This window comes from Erwinia wuhanensis, assembly GCF_030484085.1.
Classification (GTDB): domain Bacteria; phylum Pseudomonadota; class Gammaproteobacteria; order Enterobacterales; family Enterobacteriaceae; genus Erwinia; species Erwinia aeris.
Window position 1 is genome coordinate 219,316 of record NZ_JAUJUH010000004.1, and the last position, 18,871, is coordinate 238,186.

Genomic DNA, 18,871 nt, shown 5'->3' on the forward strand with positions numbered 1-18,871 from the left:
TAAAAATCAAATAGTCAGCGCGCCCGCCGCGCTTTTTTGCCTGCTACGCTGGTAGATAAGGTTACGGCGCGCACGGCGCCCGGCTCAATGAATCAACCGTTCGGGAAAAATTATGATCCGCTTCGCTGTTATTGGAACCAACTGGATTACGCGTCAGTTTGTCGACGCCGCGCACGAAACCGGGAAAATGAAGCTTACCGCCATTTATTCACGCACGCTGGAGCAGGCTCAGGCCTTCAGCCGCGACTATCCCGTTGAGCATTTTTTTACCTCTCTCGATCGGCTGGCGCAGTCGGAGGCGGTAGACGCCGTTTATATCGCCAGCCCCAACGCGCTGCACTGTCAGCAGGCGCTGCTGTTTTTACAGCACAAGAAGCACGTGATTTGTGAGAAGCCGCTCGCCTCTAACCTTCGCGAAGCGGAAGCGATGATCGCCTGCGCGCGCGCTAATCAGGTGGTGCTGTTCGAAGCGTTTAAAACGGCCAGCCTGCCGAACTTTCACATTTTGCGCCAGGCGCTGCCGAAGGTCGGCAAGCTGCGCAAGGCGCTGTTTAGCTACTGCCAGTATTCATCACGCTATCAGCGCTATCTGGAGGGAGAGAACCCGAATACGTTTAATCCGGCCTGGTCAAACGGCTCGATAATGGATATCGGCTACTACTGCCTGGCAGCGGCGGTCAGCCTGTGGGGCGAGCCGGCGCGCGTGGTCGCCACGGCTTCGCTGCTGGAGAGCGGCGTCGACGCCCACGGTACGGTGGTTATGAGCTACGACGGTTTCGACGTGACGCTGCTGCACTCCAAAGTCAGCCAGTCCGATCTGCCCGGCGAAATCCAGGGCGAAGCGGGATCGTTGGTTATCGGGCAGCTGGCCGACTGCCAGCAGATCCATTTCATACCGCGCGGCGCGAAGCCGCAGGATCTTAGCCAGCCTCAGCACATCAACACGTTACTGTACGAAGCGGAAACCTTTGTCCGGCTGGTGGAAGAACACGCTGTAGACCATCCGGGCCTGACCGTGACGCGCATCACAGCGGCGCTGCTGACGGAGATCCGTCGCCAGACCGGCGTGGTTTTTCCTGCCGATGCGCTGGCCGTCGTGTAAATATTGCTAAATATTTCTGCGTAAGATTGACCAATGTGCTCGCGGCCACTATCTTCACTGCTGCAAAGGGGAGTAACTTCTTCGTCGGTCAATCGTCATTACGGTGCGTAAGCGCCCGGTTGCCGGGCAGTCAGCAAGCTGACTGTAAGTGAGACCTTGCCGGAAGGCGAGGTTTGCTCACAGCAAAAATAGTGTGGCTGACGTCTTCCGACGTTGGCCATTTTATTTTTGACAGGACAAAACTATGAATACTGTAGGCACGCCGTTACTTTGGGGCAGCTTTGCTGTCGTGGTGGTGATTATGCTGGCCATCGATCTGCTGATGCAGGGGCGGCGCGGCGCGCAAACCATGTCGATGAAGCAGGCCGCCTTCTGGTCGCTGGTCTGGATTAGCCTCTCGCTGCTGTTCGCCGCCGGGCTGTGGTGGTATCTGAAAGAAACCGTCGGGCCGCAGATCGCCCATACGCAATCCCTCGCCTTTCTGACCGGTTACGTGCTGGAAAAAGCGCTGGCCGTCGATAACGTTTTCGTCTGGCTGATGCTGTTCAGCTACTTCTCCGTTCCTGCTGCGCTTCAGCGCCGCGTGCTGATTTACGGCGTGCTGGGCGCCATCGTGCTGCGTACCATCATGATTTTCGCCGGCAGCTGGCTGGTGTCGGAATTCAGCTGGATCCTCTACCTGTTCGGCGCGTTTCTGCTGTTTACCGGCGTCAAAATGGCGATGGCAGGCGGCGATGAAGGCGCGGTAGGCGATAAGCCGGTGGTGCGCTGGCTGCGTGGCCATCTGCGCATGACCGATAACCTGGAAGGCGAAAAGTTCTTTGTGCGCCGCAACGGCCTGCTCTACGCCACGCCGCTGCTGCTGGTGCTGATTATGGTCGAGCTGAGCGACGTTATTTTCGCCGTGGACAGCATTCCGGCTATTTTTGCCGTTACTACCGATCCCTTTATCGTCCTGACCTCTAACCTGTTCGCTATTCTTGGCCTGCGCGCGATGTACTTCCTGCTGGCTAACGTGGCGGAACGCTTCTCTATGCTGAAATATGGTCTGGCGATCGTGCTGATTTTTATCGGTATCAAGATGCTGATCGTCGATTTCTATCATATTCCGGTGGCGGTTTCGCTGAGCATCGTCGGCGGTATCCTGGCCATTACGCTGCTGATTAACGCTCTGGTTAACCGCCGCAACGATCGTTTAGCGCTGCGGAAATAACTTTTACCCTGACGTAACAGCCAGGCCTGACGGCAGAATATTCCGCCGCCGTCGGGCCACTTTTCGCTTCCCCTGCCAACACATTTCCTTATACTGCCTGCGCAAACACACCGATGCCGTCAGTTCAGCGCACACGACGCTGAGGCGCATTCCATCACTTTTACAGCTGGTTTTTATATGAGTAATGAAAAGAATCGTCCCGGCCTGTTGCAGCGTCTGATGCAGGCAGGCCTGGTTACGCAGATCTTGATCGGTCTGGTCGCTGGCGTGGCGCTGGCGTGGTTTTCCAAAGAGAGCGCGCTTTCCGTCAGCCTGTTCGGCTCGCTGTTTGTCAGCGCGCTGAAAGCCGTAGCGCCGCTGCTGGTCATGGTGCTGGTGATCTCCTCTATCGCCAACCACAAGCAGGGCCAGAAAACCTCTATCCGCCCTATCGTGATACTGTATCTGCTGAGCACGTTTTTTGCCGCCGTGCTGGCTGTGGCGTTCAGCCATTTGCTGCCGCAGACGCTGACGCTGAGCGCCGCCAATAATGAAATCACGCCGCCGTCCGGTATCCTGGCCGTCTTAAACGGCCTGTTGATGAGCATGGTTTCCAACCCGATCGACGCGCTGATGCATGCCAACTATATCGGCATCCTGGTGTGGGCGATTGGCCTGGGCTTCGCTTTCCGCCACAGCAGCGACACCACGCGCGCTTTCCTGAATGATGCCTCCGATGCCGTGACTTACCTGGTGCGTATCGTGATCCGCTTCGCTCCTGTCGGTATTTTCGGCCTTGTGGCGTCGATTCTGGCCTCTACCGGCTTTTCGGCGCTGTGGCAGTACGCGCATCTGCTTGCCCTGCTGCTGGGCTGTATGCTGCTGATGGCGCTGGTTATCAACCCCATCCTGGTCTACTGGAAGATCCGCCGTAATCCTTACCCGCTGGTCTTTACCTGCCTGCGGGAAAGCGGCGTCACCGCCTTCTTTACCCGCAGTTCGGCGGCCAATATCCCGGTAAATATGGCGCTGGCGAAGAAGCTTAATCTGGATGAAGACACCTATTCCGTCTCGATCCCCGTGGGCGCCAATATCAGTATGGCGGGCGCGTCCATCACCATTACCGTGCTGACGCTGGCGGCGGTGAATACGCTGGGCATCCATGTAGATATCGGCACCTCAATCCTGCTTAGCCTTGTGGCCTCCATCTGCGCCTGCGGCGCGTCCGGCGTGGCGGGCGGTTCGCTGCTGCTGATCCCCGTCGCCTGCAATATGTTCGGCATCCCTAACGATGTGGCGATGCAGGTAGTAGCCGTAGGCTTTATTATCGGCGTTCTACAGGACTCCGCCGAAACGGCGCTGAATTCTTCCGCCGATATTCTGTTTACCGCCGCGGCCTGCATGGCCGAAGAGCGTCGGGTGGAACAAGAAGCTTAACCGGCGGCGCCGTCAAAAGATGGCGCCCTGCTCAGCGAGAAATCCTGCCCTGCCGAACGGGTGGGCTTTCTCGCCCTGTCGCGCAGCGTTACGCGCCCGCTATAAAGTCACCCCGCTTTTAAAAATCGCCAGTTCGCGAAAATCATTCAGCTCGTTTCTGGTCTGACGGCCGCAGGCGATTTCCACCAGCAGATCGATAAATTTTTCCAGTAGCGTCGTCATCTCCACACCCTGAAGCAAAGGCCCGGCATCAAAATCGATCCAGTGCGGTTTCTTCGCCGCCAGTTCGCTGTTGGTCGCCAGCTTAACGATGGGCACAAAGCCGCCGTAGGGCGTGCCCCTGCCGGTACTGAACAGCACCATATGACAGCCCGCCGCCGCCAGCGCGCTGGTCGCCACGGCATCATTGCCCGGCGCGCTGAGTAAATTCAGCCCCGGCTTGCGTACGCGCTCGCCATATTTCAGCACGTCCACCACCTGGCTCCGACCCGCTTTCTGCGTGCAGCCCAGCGACTTTTCCTCCAGGGTAGTGATGCCGCCCGCTTTGTTGCCCGGCGAAGGGTTTTCAAAAACGGGCTGGTGGTGCTGCAGGAAATAACGCTTGAAATCGTTAATCATATCGACAGTTTTGCGAAAGGTTGCTTCGTCCCGACAGCGGTTCATCAGGGTCTGTTCGGCGCCAAACATTTCAGGCACTTCCGTCAGCACTGTGGTGCCGCCGTTGGCTATCACCTCGTCTGAGAAACGCCCCAGCAAGGGGTTAGCGGTAATGCCGGAAAGGCCATCCGAGCCGCCGCATTCCAGGCCAAACGTCAGCTCGCTTAGCCGTCCAGCCTCGCGGCGATCGTTACGCATCGCTTTATACAGGCGACGTAGTTGAGCCAGCCCGGCTTCCACTTCATCATCGTGCTGCTGTAGCGTCATAAAGCCGACGCGATCGGCATCCACTTCGCCCAGCGTCTCGCGAAAAGCATCGATCTGATTGTTTTCGCAGCCCAAACCTATCACCAGTACCGCGCCGGCATTTGGATGGCGCACCATATTTTGCAGCAGGGTGCGCGTATTGAGATGGTCTTCTCCCAGCTGCGAGCAGCCATACGGATGGGTGAAGAGGAAAACGCCGTCAATATCTGTCGCGCCCTCGCTTTCTGCCATAAAGCGGGCCACCATTTGCTTTGCTATACCGTTGACGCAGCCAACCGTTGGCAGGAGCCAGAGTTCGTTACGAATGGCGGGCCTGCCGTCACGGCGGCGGTAAATCTGCACTTCGCGATCGCCAGCCGGTTTTGGCAGCGTGACGAAATCCGGCCGATAGCGATAGGCATTTACGTCCCCAAGATTGGTACAGAGGTTATGAGAATGGACCCCTTCCCCTGCGGCGATCGCCTGGGTGGCATGCCCAACAGGCAGGCCATATTTTATAACCGGCTCATCCACAGCCAGCGGTAAAAGGGCGAACTTGTGCCCACGCGCGACAGGCTGTTGCAACACGATTACGTGCCGGTTTGCTTCCAGCGCCTCGCCTTCCGCCAGGTCAGCCAGCGCGACGGCTACGTTATCTTCAGGATCGATCCGGATATAACGCTGCATAATGTTTTCCTCAGCTAAGCGGGGCTGGCGTATGCCCTTGCTGATAAGTCGTGGCACAAATACCGTTACCCTTGCGGTCAGTCCCGGTACGGCATTGCGCTCCTTCCCCGGTATTGCGTTTCGCCCAGGGCGTTTTCTGTCCGTACTGGTAGCGGAGCCGCAACGGTTCAGGACGGCGGTTACAGCTCAACGGCAAAATAGTCGCGCGCATTGTTAAAACAGATGTTTTCCACCATTTTGCCCAGCAGATTGAGATCGGCCGGTGCTTCACCGTTATCCACCCAGCCACCGATGGTTTCACACAGCAGGCGACGGAAATATTCATGCCGCGTGTAGGAGAGAAAGCTGCGGCTGTCGGTTAACATGCCAACGAAACGGCTGAGCATGCCCATTTGCGCCAGCTGCGTCAGCTGTCGCGTCATGCCGTCTTTCTGATCGTTGAACCACCACGCGGAACCGAACTGCATTTTGCCCGGCGCTCCTTCGCCTTGAAAATTGCCGGCCATCGTGGCGATAACTTCGTTATCCCGTGGGTTCAGGCAGTAGAGAATGGTTTTTGGCAGCGCATCCTTTCGGTGCTGGGCATCCAGCAAACGCGCCAGCGGTACGGCGATCGGAGCGTCGTTAACAGAGTCATAGCCCACGTCCGGCCCCAGCCGCGCAAACTGACGACTGTTGGCGTTACGCAATGCGCCGATATGATACTGCTGAACCCAGCCGCGCTGAGCATACTGCGCACCAAGCCATACCAGCACCGCCGTTTTAAATTGCGCAATCTCCAGCTCGTTCGGGCTTTTTCCGGCAAGACGCCGCGCCAGGATGCCGTCCAGCGTGGCTTCGTCCGCATCGGCATACAGCACAACATCCAGCGCATGGTCGGCAATTTTACAGCCGTGAGCGGCAAAATGGTCAAGCCGGCGGCTGAGTGCCTGACGGAGATCGTCGAAGCGGACAATATCCGTATCGCTAACCGCAGCCAGTTTTTGCAGATAGTCACAGAAGCCGCCAGCCTCCAGATTTAACGCCTTATCAGGACGCCAGCCTGGCAATATTTTGACAGTGAAGCTGGCATCTTCAGCGAGCAGGCGATGGTAGCGCAGGTCGTCGACCGGATCGTCGGTCGTGCCCGCCATTTTCACATTCATCTGCTGCATGATACCGCGGGCGCTGAACGCATCCTGTGCCAACAGCGCGTTGCACCGCGACCATATTTCTTCCGCCGTTTCCGACGACAGCAGCGTGTCCGTAATGCCAAAAGGTCGACGCAGCTCAAGATGCGTCCAGTGGTAAAGAGGATTGCCAATAGTATCGGGCACCGTGCTGGCCCAGGCGGCAAACTTCTCACGATCGCTGCCGTTACCGGTAATCAGCGCTTCCGGTACGCCATTCGCCCGCATCGCTCGCCATTTGTAATGATCGCCTTTTAGCCAGATGTCATACAGATTTTTGAATCGATAATCCTCGGCAATCTGCTGCGGCGGCAGATGGCAGTGGTAGTCAAAAATGGGCTGCCCGGCCGCAAACTCATGGTACAAGCGGCGCGCAAACTCCCCCGACAGCAAAAAATCTTCCTGCATAAAACCCGACATACCCTTCTCCTGTGGTCAACATCCTTTGCTGCAAAGTTATCATACCAATTATTGAGATACGGCGTAATTTTGTGCAACCCCGATCACAAAAATGCCATTTACGCCTGACGGCGTTGCCGGGATAAAAAATAACCTATTGATTAATATGATATTAAAAAAAACATTAGCCGCCTGGGCTGCAATTGTGACGTTTCTCTCCTTTAGAATCTGTATGACAAGTTATTGTTGCGGCATTCAGCCTCCTGACACTACGGCGGTTGGAGAGTTAACGTGCGGGTGCCAACCAGCAAGCCGTCCCGCGTTGAAAAGGAAGCCATAAATCAATAGGGATTAGAAAAAGCGGGAGAATTTTATGCGTAAAATCAAAGGACTGCGTTGGTATATGATAGGTCTGGTCACGCTGGGCACCGTGCTGGGCTACCTGACACGCAATACGATTGCCGTTGCCGCGCCTACGCTGGAATCACAGCTGCATATCACGACCCAGCAGTACTCCTATATCGTCGCCGCCTATTCGGCCTGCTATACCGTGATGCAACCCGTCGCGGGTTATATCCTTGACGTGCTGGGAACGAAAGTGGGTTACGCTCTGTTTGCCATTCTTTGGGCGATTTTTTGCGGAGCCACGGCGTTGGCCAATAGCTGGACGGGACTGGCGCTGGCTCGTGCCGCCGTAGGCGCGGCAGAGGCAGCGATGATCCCCGCCGGATTAAAAGCCAGCAGCGAATGGTTTCCGGCCAAAGAACGATCTATCGCGGTAGGCTATTTTAATGTCGGCTCGTCCATTGGCGCCATGCTGGCACCGCCTCTGGTTGTCTGGGCTATCGTGGCGCACAGCTGGCAGATGGCCTTTATTGTTACCGCCATCCTTAGCTTTATCTGGGCGTTATGCTGGCTGATTTTTTATCAGCATCCAAAAGATCATAAAAAACTGCATGAAACCGAGCGTCGGTACATTCTTTCAGGCCAGGAAGCGCACCATCAGGTCAGCAATGCGACCAAAATGAGCGCCTGGCAAATTGTTCGCAGCAGGCAATTCTGGGGGATCGCGCTACCGCGCTTTCTGGCTGAGCCCGCATGGGGAACGTTCAACGCCTGGATCCCCCTGTTTATGTTTCGGGCCTACGGCTTCAATCTGAAAGAAATTGCGCTGTTCGCCTGGATGCCGATGCTGTTCGCCGATCTTGGTTGCATCATCGGTGGCTATCTACCGCCGCTGTTCCAGCGCTGGTTCGGTGTCAATCTTATCGTCTCGCGTAAGCTGGTGGTTACTATGGGCGCGCTCCTGATGATTGCTCCCGGCACCATTGGCTTATTTAGCAGTCCCTACACCGCGATTGCCCTGCTTTGCGTAGGCGGCTTTGCTCATCAGGCGCTGTCGGGCGCGTTAATAACCCTTTCCTCCGATGTGTTTGGCCGCAATGAAGTGGCGACCGCCAATGGCCTGACGGGGATGGCGGCCTGGAGCGCCAGCACGCTGTTTGCGTTGATCGTCGGCGCCCTGGCGGACACGCTGGGATTCAGTCCGCTGTTCGCCGTGCTGGCGCTGATGGATGTGCTTGGCGCAGTAGCTATCTGGACATTATTAAGCAACCAACCCGCAGTCGATCAGAAGCAGCAGAGCGTCAGGTCGGCCGGGGCCGCCGCGCGCTAGTCCGGGTTTCTCCCGCCCGGCGGAAGTGGTATAACAAATTCCATCATTGTGCGGCAGGAGAAAGATTATGGTGTTGGCCGAATCCCGACGTCTTTACCAGCAGCTCGCTGCGGAATTTAAACGTCGTCTGGAGGAAGGGGTTTATGCCGTTGGCGAGAAATTACCGGCTGAACGCTTTATTGCAGAAGAAATGGGCGTCAGCCGCACTGTGGTGCGTGAAGCGATCATCATGCTGGAAGTAGAAGGATACGTTGAGGTACGCAAAGGCTCAGGTATCCATGTGATCTCACAACACCAGAGAAACAGCGTCGTTCCGGACGAACAGTCAGAATTTGCCAGCTTTGGCCCGTTTGAACTGCTACAGGCTCGCCAGCTGATTGAAAGCAATGTGGCAGAGTTTGCCGCCACTCAGGTAACCCGGCAGGATATTCAGCAGTTAATGGAAATCCAGCAGCAGGCCAGAAAAGAAGATCGCTTCCGTGATTCAGAATGGGATTTAAAATTCCATGTGCAGATTGCCCGCGCCACGCAAAACGGCGCGCTGGCCGCTATTGTAGAAAAAATGTGGCTGCACCGTTTGCACAACCCCTACTGGCTGAAACTGCATGAACACATTGACGACAGCGCTATGGAAAGCTGGTGTGACGATCACGATCGCATACTTAACGCCTTGATGCGTAAAGATCCGGCCGGCAGCAAGCTGGCCATGTGGCAGCACCTTGAACATACCCGCCAGATGCTGTTTAAAGCCACTTCAGACGATTTTGAACCCAGCATCGATCGTTACATGTTTACTGAAAATCCCGTTGTCGCCATCAAAGGCATCTCTGTGACCGATAAGTAAGGGTTTTGCCGCCGCCAGGCGGCGAAATTATTGCAGTTAACCCTCTAATTATGTCAGCCTGTGTAAAACTCCTTTGCACCTCCTGATTGCGCCTGTACAACAACGGTAATGCTGGCTTTGCCCAGGCTGATCAGACCGCATTCATAACGATTTGACGGCCCGGTGTATCAAGCCCGACAGGCCGTTTATTTTCACCTATGTTTCTTTTTTTCGTGTTAAGACCAGGTTCCGCACGCATACTAACTACAACCATTTGTGATGAACTTTGCCGGAACATGGCGAAAATGCTATTCAGGGACACTTTATGGATATTTTAAAAGCGCTGGTCCATGCCCTCTGGCACCAGGATTATGTCATGCTGGCCGATCCCTCCTTGGTCTGGGCAATCTATTTAGTGCTGTTTATGATCTTATTTCTGGAAAATGGCCTGCTTCCTGCCGCTTTCCTGCCGGGCGACAGCCTGCTGATCCTGGTCGGCGTGCTGATTGCCAAAGGCACGATGAATTTTCCGCTTACGCTGCTGGTATTGACTACCGCCGCCAGCCTGGGCTGCTGGGTAGGCTATATTCAGGGGCGCTGGCTGGGCAATACGGCCACGGTGCAGCGCTGGCTCGCCCATCTACCCGCGCAGTACCATCAGCGCGCGCACGCTTTGTTCCATCGCCACGGGCTTTCGGCCCTGTTGATTGGCCGCTTTATCGCTTTTGTCCGCACGCTGCTGCCGACCATTGCCGGGCTGTCGGGCTTAAACAACGCGCGCTTTCAGTTCTTCAACTGGGTGAGCGGGCTGCTTTGGGTACTGATCCTGACGGTGCTGGGCTTTGCGCTGGGCAGAACGCCTCTTTTTCAGCGGTATGAAGATCAGCTGATGGCTTGCCTGATGATGCTGCCGCTGATTTTATTGGTTGTCGGCCTGTTTGGGTCGCTTTATGTTTTATGGAAAAAGAAACGCACTATGAATGAGAAAGGAAACTCATGATGAAAAATTACGCTTCCCGCAAACGAATACTGGGCCTGGTGGCGCTGGCATCGGTTGCGCTGACAATGATTGCGCTTTTGCCTGCCCTGTTTGGCGGTGAAACGGCGCTGCAAATTCGGGCCTCTCGCCAGGGTATTACGGTGCCGGACGGCTTCTATGTCTATCAGCGGCTGAACGCGGAAGGCATCCATATTAAAAGCATCACGCCGGATAAAAACACGCTGGTGATTAAATTTGATTCACAGGAGCAAAGTACCGCCGCCGAGAAAGTGCTGCGCCGCCTGCTGCCGGAAGGCTTTGATATCGCTCAGCTCGAACAATCTTCTGAGTGGCTCAGCCGCATCAGCCCGCATAAGCAGAGCATTGGCTAAGAAACGTGCCCGGCAGTGCCACTTCCGGGCCTCTATCCTTAAGAATCTTCTCTCTTTTTGAGCTTTCCGCATTTCCTGACTATGCTTAACTGGCCGGCGTAAGCGGCAAGCATGACAGGATTAACGGGGTTGTATCAGCGAACCCAAACAATGGAAGGTCACTTTATGAAATACCGCACGATCCTTGGCCTCAGCCTTTTATCCCTGACCACTTTCGCTCAGGCGGCAGACTCGCTGTGCCTGCAAAAAGAGCAGGACATTCAGCACGAGATCGATTTAGCCCGTCAGCACGACAACCAGCGCCGCGTTACTGGTCTGGAGCGGGCGTTGACGGAGGCTCGCGCGGGCTGTACGGACGACAAACTGAAGGCGAGCCATCAGGAAAAGATCGATGAGCTGCAGCAGAAAGTGGAAGAGCGGCAAAAAGAGCTGAACCAGGAGAGAGCGGATGGCGATGATAAAGAGAAAATCGCTAAACGTGAACGCAAGCTGGCAGAAGCAAAACGTGAACTGAAGGAAGTCCAGGCCGCCCCTTACTGAGGCAGGCAGGATTCTCATTACTGATTATAAAGGAGTTTGTTATGTCAAAAGATATCACTTCCGATCATCTGCGTGCGGAATTAAAGAATCTGGCGGATACGCTGGAAGAAGTGCTGAGCAACACCACTGACAAATCAAAAAACGAGCTGGACAAGCTGCGTAGCAAAGCACAGAGCGCGCTGAAAGATACCCGCGCACGTTTAGGCGACTCTGGCGATCGCCTCGCCAAAACTTCGCGTGAAGTTGCCGATAATGCGGACGTTTACGTGCGCGAAAATCCATGGACCAGCGTGGGCATCGGCGCCGCTATCGGCGTAGTGCTGGGCGTGCTGCTGACGCGTCGATAACAATGAAAGATTCCCAGCAAAGCCAGGGCCCAGGCAAAGGGGTCATCAACATCGGGCAGCGCCTCGTCACCACTCTGGTCGGGATTGTAGAAACCCGCGTCAGGCTGGCCGTCGTGGAGCTGGAAGAAGAGAAGGCGAACCTGATCCAGCTGTTGATCATGGTCGGGCTGACCATGCTCTTTACCGCTTTTGGCCTGATGAGCCTGATGGTGCTCATTATCTGGGCGGTGGATGCACAGTATCGCCTGATGGCTATCGGCATTACCACGGCGGTGCTTTTTGCATTAGCGCTGTTCTTTGGACTCTGGACGCTGGCCAAATCTCGTCGTTCCACCCTTCTGGGCGCTACCCGTAAAGAACTGAAATCCGATCGTAAGCTACTGGAGAACGATTAATGAGCCGCGAGCGTGACGAGCGTAAGGCCGAACTGCTGCGTCAGATCCAACAGCAGCGGCTCGATCTCAGCATCCAAAAGAAATTCTGGCTGGAAAGTACCGCCCGTTACGATCGCGGCTGGCTAACGCTGCTCAGCCTGAAGCGTTATATTGCGGTCGGCAGCGGCCTGGCGGCTATCTGGTCGGTGCGTAATCCACGCCGTATTACCCGCTGGGCCAAGCGCGGCCTGGGTATCTGGAGTACGGTGCGTATGGTACGCAACTTCCTGCCGGGCCGCTGATGCTTTCTGTTCTTTTTCAGGTTCGGCCTCGCTGAACCTGAATACTCAATTTTTCTGAAGAACTTTGACAGTTTAACTCGCTTACAATCCTCTCTCCTGACGAATATTATCTTCTGCAACGACCGGGAATTAACGCGTATTCAGCGTCATAACCGGGCCTCATGCGGCCAGGAGCTATTCCGGCCAGATAAAATTTATCGGGGATTAACATGAAAAAATTAGAAGATATCGGCTTTCTGGTCGCGCGTATTTTGATGCCTGTCCTGTTTATCGTGGCGGGCTGGGGAAAAATTACCGGTTATGCGGGCACGCAACAGTATATGGAAGCAATGGGCGTACCGGGCTTTTTACTGCCGCTGACCATTTTGCTGGAGTTCGGCGGCGGTCTGGCTATCCTGTTTGGCTTCCTGACGCGCTTTACCGCTATCTCCACCGCTATTTTTACGCTGATTACCGCATTTGTGTTTCACAGTAATTTCAGCGTGGACGGTAACTCTATTAACTTTATGAAAAATATGAGTATCTCTGGTGGTTATCTGCTGCTGTTTATTACCGGCCCTGGCGCATACAGCCTCGACCGCTTAATTAAAAGAAAAAAATAAAAAATGATGAAAGCAGGGCTTTATGCCCTGCTTTCAATAAGCGCCAGCGTATCTGATTAAAAGATTAACCAATTTCTTAACCAGACGACTATAACGTTAATTTTTCTGTATGGTATAAAAATAATACCAGGAGATGTGACTCTCCGAACCAGACCGCTAATTAAGCCGATTTATTTTTGATCTGTGAGATAGCGCTGATGCCAAAATTAACGATACCGACGATGCCGGAACCGATATTCGTAATAGCGCTAATGAAATCCAGTTCCAGAATGCTGCCGATACCGGATCCCAGCGTACCCGCCGCCGAGGTTGCATCCGTTGTCAGGCCGCCAGCAGAGGTGCCCAGATCTACCACGCCTCCAATTGCTGCGCCAATGCTTTTACCTAAATCGGCAAAGAAGCTGGCACCTGAGACGACGTCAACTTCCTGGCTGTTTAATTCACGCATAAAATTCTCCTTTTTTATTAATAACCCCACGCCATAAAACAGGCGAGGAACTATTTTAATGACAGCCAGCAAAAAAAGTCAAATATCTACAGGCCCAAATCAATACAGAATAAAGGCAGCCTTAAAACAGGCATTGTATTAATGGTGAAAACCAGAATGTAATTAGCGCTTTTAATTATAAAGCCGGGGCATTACATCCAGTAAAGTTAAAAAAACCAACCTGATACCCTCTATTTTATCGCATAATTATTTTTAGGAGAAAGTAACGAGCTTTTTTCTGATAACAGGTTATATTCTTTTATTATCATTTAATTATCAGGGAGTTTACATGGGACAGCTTATTGACGGCGTCTGGCACGATAACTGGTACGACACAAAATCCACGGGCGGGCGCTTTAAACGTTCTGATTCTGCCTGGCGCAGTTGGGTAACGCCCGACGGCTCTGCCGGCGCAGACGGCAAAGCTGGTTTTCGTGCCGAGGCGGATCGCTATCACCTCTATGTTTCGCTTGCCTGCCCCTGGGCGCATCGAACGCTGTTGATGCGTCAGCTAAAAGGGCTGGAAAAGCTTATTTCCGTGTCGGTAGTCCATCCGCTAATGCTGGAAAACGGCTGGACGTTTGATGAAGATTTTGCGGGCGCGACGGGCGACAGCCTTTATCAGAACGAATTCCTGTATCAACTTTATTTGCACGCTGATAAGGACTATACCGGCCGGGTCACCGTCCCGGTACTTTGGGACAAGCAGCAGCAGACTATCGTCAGTAATGAATCAGCCGATATTTTGCGAATGTTTAACAGCGCATTCGACGCGGCAGGCGCCCGCGCCGGCGATTACTATCCGGCGGACTTACGCGCCAAAATCGATGAGGTGAACGGCTGGGTTTACGACACCGTTAACAACGGCGTCTATAAAGCGGGGTTCGCTACTTCTCAGGCGGCCTATGACGAGGCGGTCACCGCCCTTTTCCAGTCACTGGACAGGCTTGAACAAATGCTGGGGCAGCATCGCTATCTGACCGGCGACCGGCTGACCGAGGCGGACCTGCGTCTGTGGACGACCTTAGTTCGCTTCGATCCGGTTTATGTGACGCATTTCAAATGCGATCGCTACCGTATTGGCGACTATCTGAACCTGAGCGGCTTTTTACGAGAAATTTATCAGCTGCCGGGCATCGCTGAAACGGTCGATCTGGCGCATATCCGCCACCATTATTACCGTAGCCATAAAACGATCAATCCCTACGGCGTTATCTCGACCGGCCCGGCTTTCGACTGGGACGAGCCGCACGGGCGCGATGAACGCTTCCGCTAGCCGGCGTTATCCCCTGAGCGGCGCGTGACGCTTCGCCAGCAGCTTAGGGATCTCCCGCAGGCACCATGATTTGGCTTCGCCCATGCTGTCGCGGCGCCAGGCCATAATGATATCGACCTCTTTGCTGTATTCAGGGCTGACAACACGCAGACGCCCTTCGGCAATATCTTTTTCCACCATCGGGTACGGCATGGACGCCACGCCCAGCCCGGCCAGCAGCGCACGGCGCTTATCTTCGATTGAACTGACGGTCAGCCGCTGCTGCTTATCCAGTAGCTGTACGGTCAGTACCGGGCGCTCGCGCGCCGTATCCGCTACGGCAATACCCCGATATTTCACCCGTGATGGTTCCGATAACGGTTCCGGTTCCTGATGGATAGGATGATCCGGGCTGGCGACGATCACGCTCATAATGCTGTACAGCTTGCGGGTGTTGATCTCTGAAGAGGCACGAAAATGCATATCCGGCGCGATAACGATATCCGCGCGGCCCTGCTCCAGCCTTTCCCAGGCGCCCGCCAGCACTTCCGTCACCAGCGCGATTTGCGTATTGGCTTTTTCGGCAAGTTTATCAATCAAAGGAAAGAGATATTCGCAAGGAACCAGCGCTTCGGTAACGATAGTCAACTGTGTTTCCCAGCCCCGCGCCAGCGCTTCCGCATCGGTGGTCAGCTTATCGGCCGCTTCCAGCAAAATCCGGCCCCGCTCCAGCAGCATGCGTCCTACGTTGGTAAACTTAGTTCGGTGTCCGGAGCGGTCAAACAGCACCACGTCCAGCTCCTCTTCCAGCTTTTGCATGGTGTAGCTGAGCGCTGAAGGGACGCGGCCCAGCTCATCTGCCGCCGCCGCAAAGCTGCCGCGTCGATCGATAGCATCCATTACTCGCAGCGCCTCCAGCGTCAGAGCGCGATCTTTTGCCATAGCGGTTCTCTTTCAGGATTTTTGAATATGGCAAGCAGATTAACTGGCTAACAATCTGGCGTCCAGCGCCTTACTATAGCGGCATAATAAATGACCGACGCGGTTTGCCGGTTAATAAGGAGGAAAATATGATTACCAGTCGCACCGTACAACAGTGTGGTCAAGCCGATTACGGCTGGCTCCAGGCGCGATACACGTTTTCCTTCGGCCACTATTTTGATCCTCAACTGCTGGGCTACGCCTCTTTACGCGTGCTCAATCAGGAAGTGCTGACACCAGGGGCTTCCTTCCAACCCAGAACCTGGCCAAAGGTCGATGTTGTTAATCTGATCCTGCAGGGCGAAGCGGAGTACCGCGACAGCGACGGCAACCATGTCGTGGCGCGCGCGGGCGAAGCTTTGCTGCTGGCTGCCCAACCGGGGATCAGCTACAGCGAGCATAATATCAGTGGCGAGAAGCCATTGACGCGTATGCAGCTTTGGCTGGACGCCTGTCCCGACAGGGAAAACGCGGCGATTCAATGCCTGTCGATCCCGACTAACGCGAGCGCCATACTGCTGGCCTCGCCGGACGGTGCACAACAGAGCCTGCAGCTTCGCCAACAGGCCTGGATTTATCATCTGAGACTGCAACCGGGCGAAGATGTGACGCTGCCGTTACGTGGTTCGCGCGCCTATCTGCAATCAATTCACGGCGGCTTTACCGTGACCGCATCTTCAGCGGATCGGCAGACGCTTGCCTGCGGCGACGGCGCATTTATCGAAAAAGAGCAGAGCGTGACGATAACGGCAACCACGCCAACGCGCGCGCTGGTGATTGATTTAGCCGAGTAGTCGCCGTTGCCTACTCCTGTAAAACTCGCCAGCGATGCATGACGGGTTTAGCTGCCTGATACGTCAAATAAGCTGATGGGCACGGCGACCCTCTCGCCGATTGACCAGCCTTTTTTGCCTAAAATATGCTGAGGCGTGTTTTCCGGCACGGTAAAAAAGAAGGTGTTGCTCTCTTCTTCTACTTTTCCCTCGTCTAAATCTTCAGGGTCCAGATCCATCTCGTCCAGCTCTTCTTCAGACAGCCCTAAATGGGTGGCCAGTATCGATCTTTTCATCGTTTATCTCCTCAGCGTTAACGCTTACGGTTAAAATTTTCAAAGCGCCGTAGTTATTTTATATCCTCAGGTAAATTTCGTTCGTTAATCGCACGTTGATTTTCTCTGGCCTATTGTCAGAGGTGAGCGATAACACGAGGAGCAGGGAATGAAAAAGCTGGCTGTGATGTTTGTGCTTTTACTGGTTGGCTGTGTCGATTTAGGGCGCATTGGGACGCATCCTGACATGAAACAGGTCTACCTGAAGGGATATCCACACAATGTTGCCGACTGTCTTTTTGCTGCGGCGCAGAGTCAGCACCTTCGGCTGGAGCGGGACGGTCGCCTGACTCAAGGTATTGAAAAGTATAATCTGACGGACAGAAATTACGACAACGTGGCCTGGATTGAAATTGCGGCAGCAGGCCGTCAGCAATCCAGCGTGACCTTCTATTATGCTAAGGAGCCTGATGTCAGCGCGGCGGTTTCCGCCATGGCGGCGCGCTGCAAAGACTCGCGCTTTTAAGCTTTTGCTTTCACAAAAAGCGTTGTGAACAGGCCGCACCGCAGAAAGCAAAAAACCCGCCGAAGCGGGTTTCTTACTGCTGACAAACCTAAATAGCGGATGCATCCTGGTGTTTCTTACAGCAGCCCAGCTGTTTCACGGCGGCAGAGGCTGAGCGGATAAGCGGACCGTTTTGGCGCATGGACGCGCCAAACGAGCCTACAGGGACGTATTTACGGCGTGTCCGTGTTCCGATCTGCCTCTGCGGCTGTTCACCAGCCCGATAGCGACCTGATGCCCTTAAAAGAAAGCAAAAAACCCGCCGAAGCGGGTTTCTTACTGAAAATGTTGAAGCTGACCGGTAAGCCGGGTTCTGTCGTGGACAGTCATTCATCTAGGCCAGCAATCGCTCACTGGCTCAAGCAGCCTACCCGGGTTCAGTACGGGCCGTACCTTGTGAACCCCTATTTGGCCTTGCTCCGGGTGGAGTTTACCGTGCCACGAACTGTTGCCAGCCGCGCGGTGCGCTCTTACCGCACCCTTTCACCCTTACCTGATCCCACAAGTGGGCCATCGGCGGTTTGCTCTCTGTTGCACTGGTCGTGGGCTTGCGCCCCCCAGGCGTTACCTGGCACCCTGCCCTATGGAGCCCGGACTTTCCTCCCCTTTGTCTGTCTCCCCCGAAGGAGGACGGCAACAAAGCGGCGACTGTCTGGTCAGCTTCGGCGCGGATAATAGGGCATTCCGCGCGGTTTGTCACCCCTCTTGCTGCTCCAGCGCATACTTATAGAGCGCATTCTTTTTTACGCCGTGAATTTCGGCGGTCAGCGCGGCGGCTTTTTTCAGCGGCAGCTCCTGCTGCAACAGCGCCAGCGTGCGCAGCGCTTCCGGCGGCAGCGCGTCTTCCACGGCCTGATAGCCTTCCACAATCAGCACCATTTCGCCTTTGCGGCGATTTTCGTCTTCTTTAACCCAGGCCAGCAGCTCGCCCACCGGCGCGCCGTGAATCGATTCCCAGGTTTTGGTGATTTCCCGCGCCAGGACTACGTAGCGCTCGCTTCCCCATACGCTGACCATATCCTGTAAGCTTTCCAGCAGGCGATGGGTGGATTCATAAAAAATCAGCGTGCGGGATTCCTGCTCCAGCGCGCGCAGCGTGTCGCAACGGCCTTTGCTTTTGGCGGGCAGAAACCCTTCGTAACAGAATCGATCGGACGGCAACCCCGCCGCGCTTAATGCTGTAATCGCCGCGCAGGCGCCAGGCAACGGCACCACGTTTACGCCCGCTTCCCGGCAAAGACGAACCAAATGATAGCCGGGATCGTTAATCAACGGCGTGCCGGCATCGGAAACCAGCGCTATGCTTTGCCCGTCCCGAAGCTTTGCCAACAGCGTTTCCGCCTTCTGCTGCTCGTTGTGATCGTGTAATGCGAACAGGCGCGCATTGATGGCGAAATGTTGTAGCAACAGCCCGGTATGACGTGTATCTTCCGCTGCGATCAGGTCGACGCTGGCAAGCACCGAGAGCGCACGCTGGGTAATATCGCCCAGGTTACCAATCGGTGTGGGAACGATGTAGAGCGTGCTGGCCGAAATCTCTTCGCGTTGTTTCATTGTTTGATCCGAATTGCCGATTTAATATTGAGCATCTTGAAAAAAACATAACTGGATA

General features: G+C 54.9%; 21 protein-coding genes and 1 other RNA gene. 15 read left to right on the forward strand and 7 right to left on the reverse strand.

Translation table 11 applies throughout. The features are described 5' to 3' along the window. The first annotated feature begins 112 nt into the window (after positions 1 to 112). From QZH36_RS11590 to sstT, 3 genes are all read left to right on the forward strand, one after another. Entirely contained in the window at positions 113 to 1,102 is a 990-nt protein-coding gene (locus QZH36_RS11590) for a Gfo/Idh/MocA family protein (RefSeq protein WP_301252945.1), read from the forward strand. A gap of 244 nt (positions 1,103 to 1,346) precedes the next feature. Next, positions 1,347 to 2,315, forward strand: coding sequence for a TerC family protein (locus QZH36_RS11595; RefSeq protein ID WP_253455751.1), 969 nt, complete (start codon positions 1,347 to 1,349; stop codon positions 2,313 to 2,315). 177 nt (positions 2,316 to 2,492) lie between these two features. Continuing rightward, on the forward strand, positions 2,493 to 3,731 hold the full coding sequence (sstT, locus tag QZH36_RS11600; RefSeq protein ID WP_301730283.1) for a serine/threonine transporter SstT: 1,239 nt from the start codon (positions 2,493 to 2,495) through the stop codon (positions 3,729 to 3,731). 99 nt (positions 3,732 to 3,830) lie between these two features. On the opposite strand, the gene QZH36_RS11605 is transcribed toward sstT, so the two are convergent. Both QZH36_RS11605 and uxaC read right to left on the reverse strand, forming a co-directional pair. Continuing rightward, on the reverse strand, positions 3,831 to 5,321 hold the full coding sequence (locus QZH36_RS11605; protein WP_301730284.1) for a UxaA family hydrolase: 1,491 nt from the start codon (positions 5,319 to 5,321) through the stop codon (positions 3,831 to 3,833). 179 nt (positions 5,322 to 5,500) lie between these two features. Further along, positions 5,501 to 6,910 (reverse strand): glucuronate isomerase, encoded by a 1,410-nt coding sequence (uxaC, locus tag QZH36_RS11610; protein ID WP_253455758.1) that lies wholly within the window; start codon positions 6,908 to 6,910, stop codon positions 5,501 to 5,503. A gap of 352 nt (positions 6,911 to 7,262) precedes the next feature. On the opposite strand from uxaC, the gene QZH36_RS11615 reads away from it, so the two are divergent. From QZH36_RS11615 to QZH36_RS11655, 9 genes are all read left to right on the forward strand, one after another. Next, a complete protein-coding gene (locus QZH36_RS11615) occupies positions 7,263 to 8,564 on the forward strand; it encodes an MFS transporter (protein WP_253455761.1) in 1,302 nt (433 codons plus the stop codon). A gap of 67 nt (positions 8,565 to 8,631) precedes the next feature. Continuing rightward, positions 8,632 to 9,408, forward strand: a complete 777-nt coding sequence (exuR, locus tag QZH36_RS11620; protein ID WP_301252938.1) for a transcriptional regulator ExuR — start codon at positions 8,632 to 8,634, stop codon at positions 9,406 to 9,408. A 304-nt stretch (positions 9,409 to 9,712) separates the two neighbouring features. Continuing rightward, positions 9,713 to 10,387: a DedA family protein gene (locus tag QZH36_RS11625; protein ID WP_253455768.1), complete on the forward strand. Its 675-nt coding sequence runs from the start codon at positions 9,713 to 9,715 to the stop codon at positions 10,385 to 10,387. Next, a complete protein-coding gene (mzrA, locus tag QZH36_RS11630; RefSeq protein WP_253455772.1) occupies positions 10,384 to 10,758 on the forward strand; it encodes an EnvZ/OmpR regulon moderator MzrA in 375 nt (124 codons plus the stop codon). The genes QZH36_RS11625 and mzrA overlap by 4 nt, the downstream gene beginning before the upstream one ends. A gap of 165 nt (positions 10,759 to 10,923) precedes the next feature. Further along, positions 10,924 to 11,298, forward strand: a complete 375-nt coding sequence (locus QZH36_RS11635) for a DUF1090 domain-containing protein (RefSeq protein WP_148101255.1) — start codon at positions 10,924 to 10,926, stop codon at positions 11,296 to 11,298. Positions 11,299 to 11,339: 41 nt separating this feature from the next. Further along, positions 11,340 to 11,645 carry an ElaB/YgaM/YqjD family protein gene (locus QZH36_RS11640; RefSeq protein ID WP_125290365.1) on the forward strand — a complete coding sequence of 102 codons (306 nt, stop codon included), beginning with the start codon at positions 11,340 to 11,342 and terminating at the stop codon, positions 11,643 to 11,645. 2 nt (positions 11,646 to 11,647) lie between these two features. Further along, the gene (locus QZH36_RS11645; RefSeq protein WP_125290364.1) at positions 11,648 to 12,040 is read left to right on the forward strand and encodes a phage holin family protein; all 393 of its coding nucleotides are present in this window, start codon (positions 11,648 to 11,650) and stop codon (positions 12,038 to 12,040) included. Beyond that, positions 12,040 to 12,321, forward strand: a complete 282-nt coding sequence (locus tag QZH36_RS11650; RefSeq protein ID WP_253455775.1) for a YqjK-like family protein — start codon at positions 12,040 to 12,042, stop codon at positions 12,319 to 12,321. The genes QZH36_RS11645 and QZH36_RS11650 overlap by 1 nt, the downstream gene beginning before the upstream one ends. 209 nt (positions 12,322 to 12,530) lie before the next feature. After that, on the forward strand, positions 12,531 to 12,923 hold the full coding sequence (locus tag QZH36_RS11655; RefSeq protein WP_125290362.1) for a DoxX family protein: 393 nt from the start codon (positions 12,531 to 12,533) through the stop codon (positions 12,921 to 12,923). A 160-nt stretch (positions 12,924 to 13,083) separates the two neighbouring features. Here QZH36_RS11655 and QZH36_RS11660 read toward each other — a convergent pair whose 3' ends face one another. Then, on the reverse strand, positions 13,084 to 13,371 hold the full coding sequence (locus QZH36_RS11660; RefSeq protein WP_301730285.1) for a hypothetical protein: 288 nt from the start codon (positions 13,369 to 13,371) through the stop codon (positions 13,084 to 13,086). Between the two features lie 328 nt (positions 13,372 to 13,699). Here QZH36_RS11660 and QZH36_RS11665 point away from each other — a divergent pair, with 328 nt between their 5' ends. Continuing rightward, positions 13,700 to 14,686 carry a glutathione S-transferase family protein gene (locus QZH36_RS11665; RefSeq protein ID WP_301730287.1) on the forward strand — a complete coding sequence of 329 codons (987 nt, stop codon included), beginning with the start codon at positions 13,700 to 13,702 and terminating at the stop codon, positions 14,684 to 14,686. Between the two features lie 6 nt (positions 14,687 to 14,692). On the opposite strand, the gene QZH36_RS11670 is transcribed toward QZH36_RS11665, so the two are convergent. Further along, positions 14,693 to 15,607: a LysR family transcriptional regulator gene (locus QZH36_RS11670; protein WP_125290359.1), complete on the reverse strand. Its 915-nt coding sequence runs from the start codon at positions 15,605 to 15,607 to the stop codon at positions 14,693 to 14,695. A gap of 128 nt (positions 15,608 to 15,735) precedes the next feature. On the opposite strand from QZH36_RS11670, the gene QZH36_RS11675 reads away from it, so the two are divergent. Next, positions 15,736 to 16,440 (forward strand): pirin family protein, encoded by a 705-nt coding sequence (locus QZH36_RS11675; RefSeq protein WP_253455784.1) that lies wholly within the window; start codon positions 15,736 to 15,738, stop codon positions 16,438 to 16,440. Positions 16,441 to 16,487: 47 nt separating this feature from the next. Here QZH36_RS11675 and QZH36_RS11680 read toward each other — a convergent pair whose 3' ends face one another. Then, positions 16,488 to 16,715, reverse strand: coding sequence for a hypothetical protein (locus QZH36_RS11680; protein WP_253455785.1), 228 nt, complete (start codon positions 16,713 to 16,715; stop codon positions 16,488 to 16,490). Positions 16,716 to 16,863: 148 nt separating this feature from the next. On the opposite strand from QZH36_RS11680, the gene QZH36_RS11685 reads away from it, so the two are divergent. Next, positions 16,864 to 17,220, forward strand: coding sequence for a hypothetical protein (locus tag QZH36_RS11685; protein ID WP_253455787.1), 357 nt, complete (start codon positions 16,864 to 16,866; stop codon positions 17,218 to 17,220). A 325-nt stretch (positions 17,221 to 17,545) separates the two neighbouring features. On the opposite strand, the gene rnpB is transcribed toward QZH36_RS11685, so the two are convergent. Further along, an RNA gene (gene rnpB, locus QZH36_RS11690) (RNase P RNA component class A) lies at positions 17,546 to 17,923 on the reverse strand. A gap of 32 nt (positions 17,924 to 17,955) precedes the next feature. Next, complete coding sequence (gene rsmI, locus QZH36_RS11695; protein WP_253455789.1) at positions 17,956 to 18,813, reverse strand: 16S rRNA (cytidine(1402)-2'-O)-methyltransferase; 858 nt, start codon at positions 18,811 to 18,813, stop codon at positions 17,956 to 17,958. Between the last annotated feature and the right edge of the window lie 58 nt (positions 18,814 to 18,871).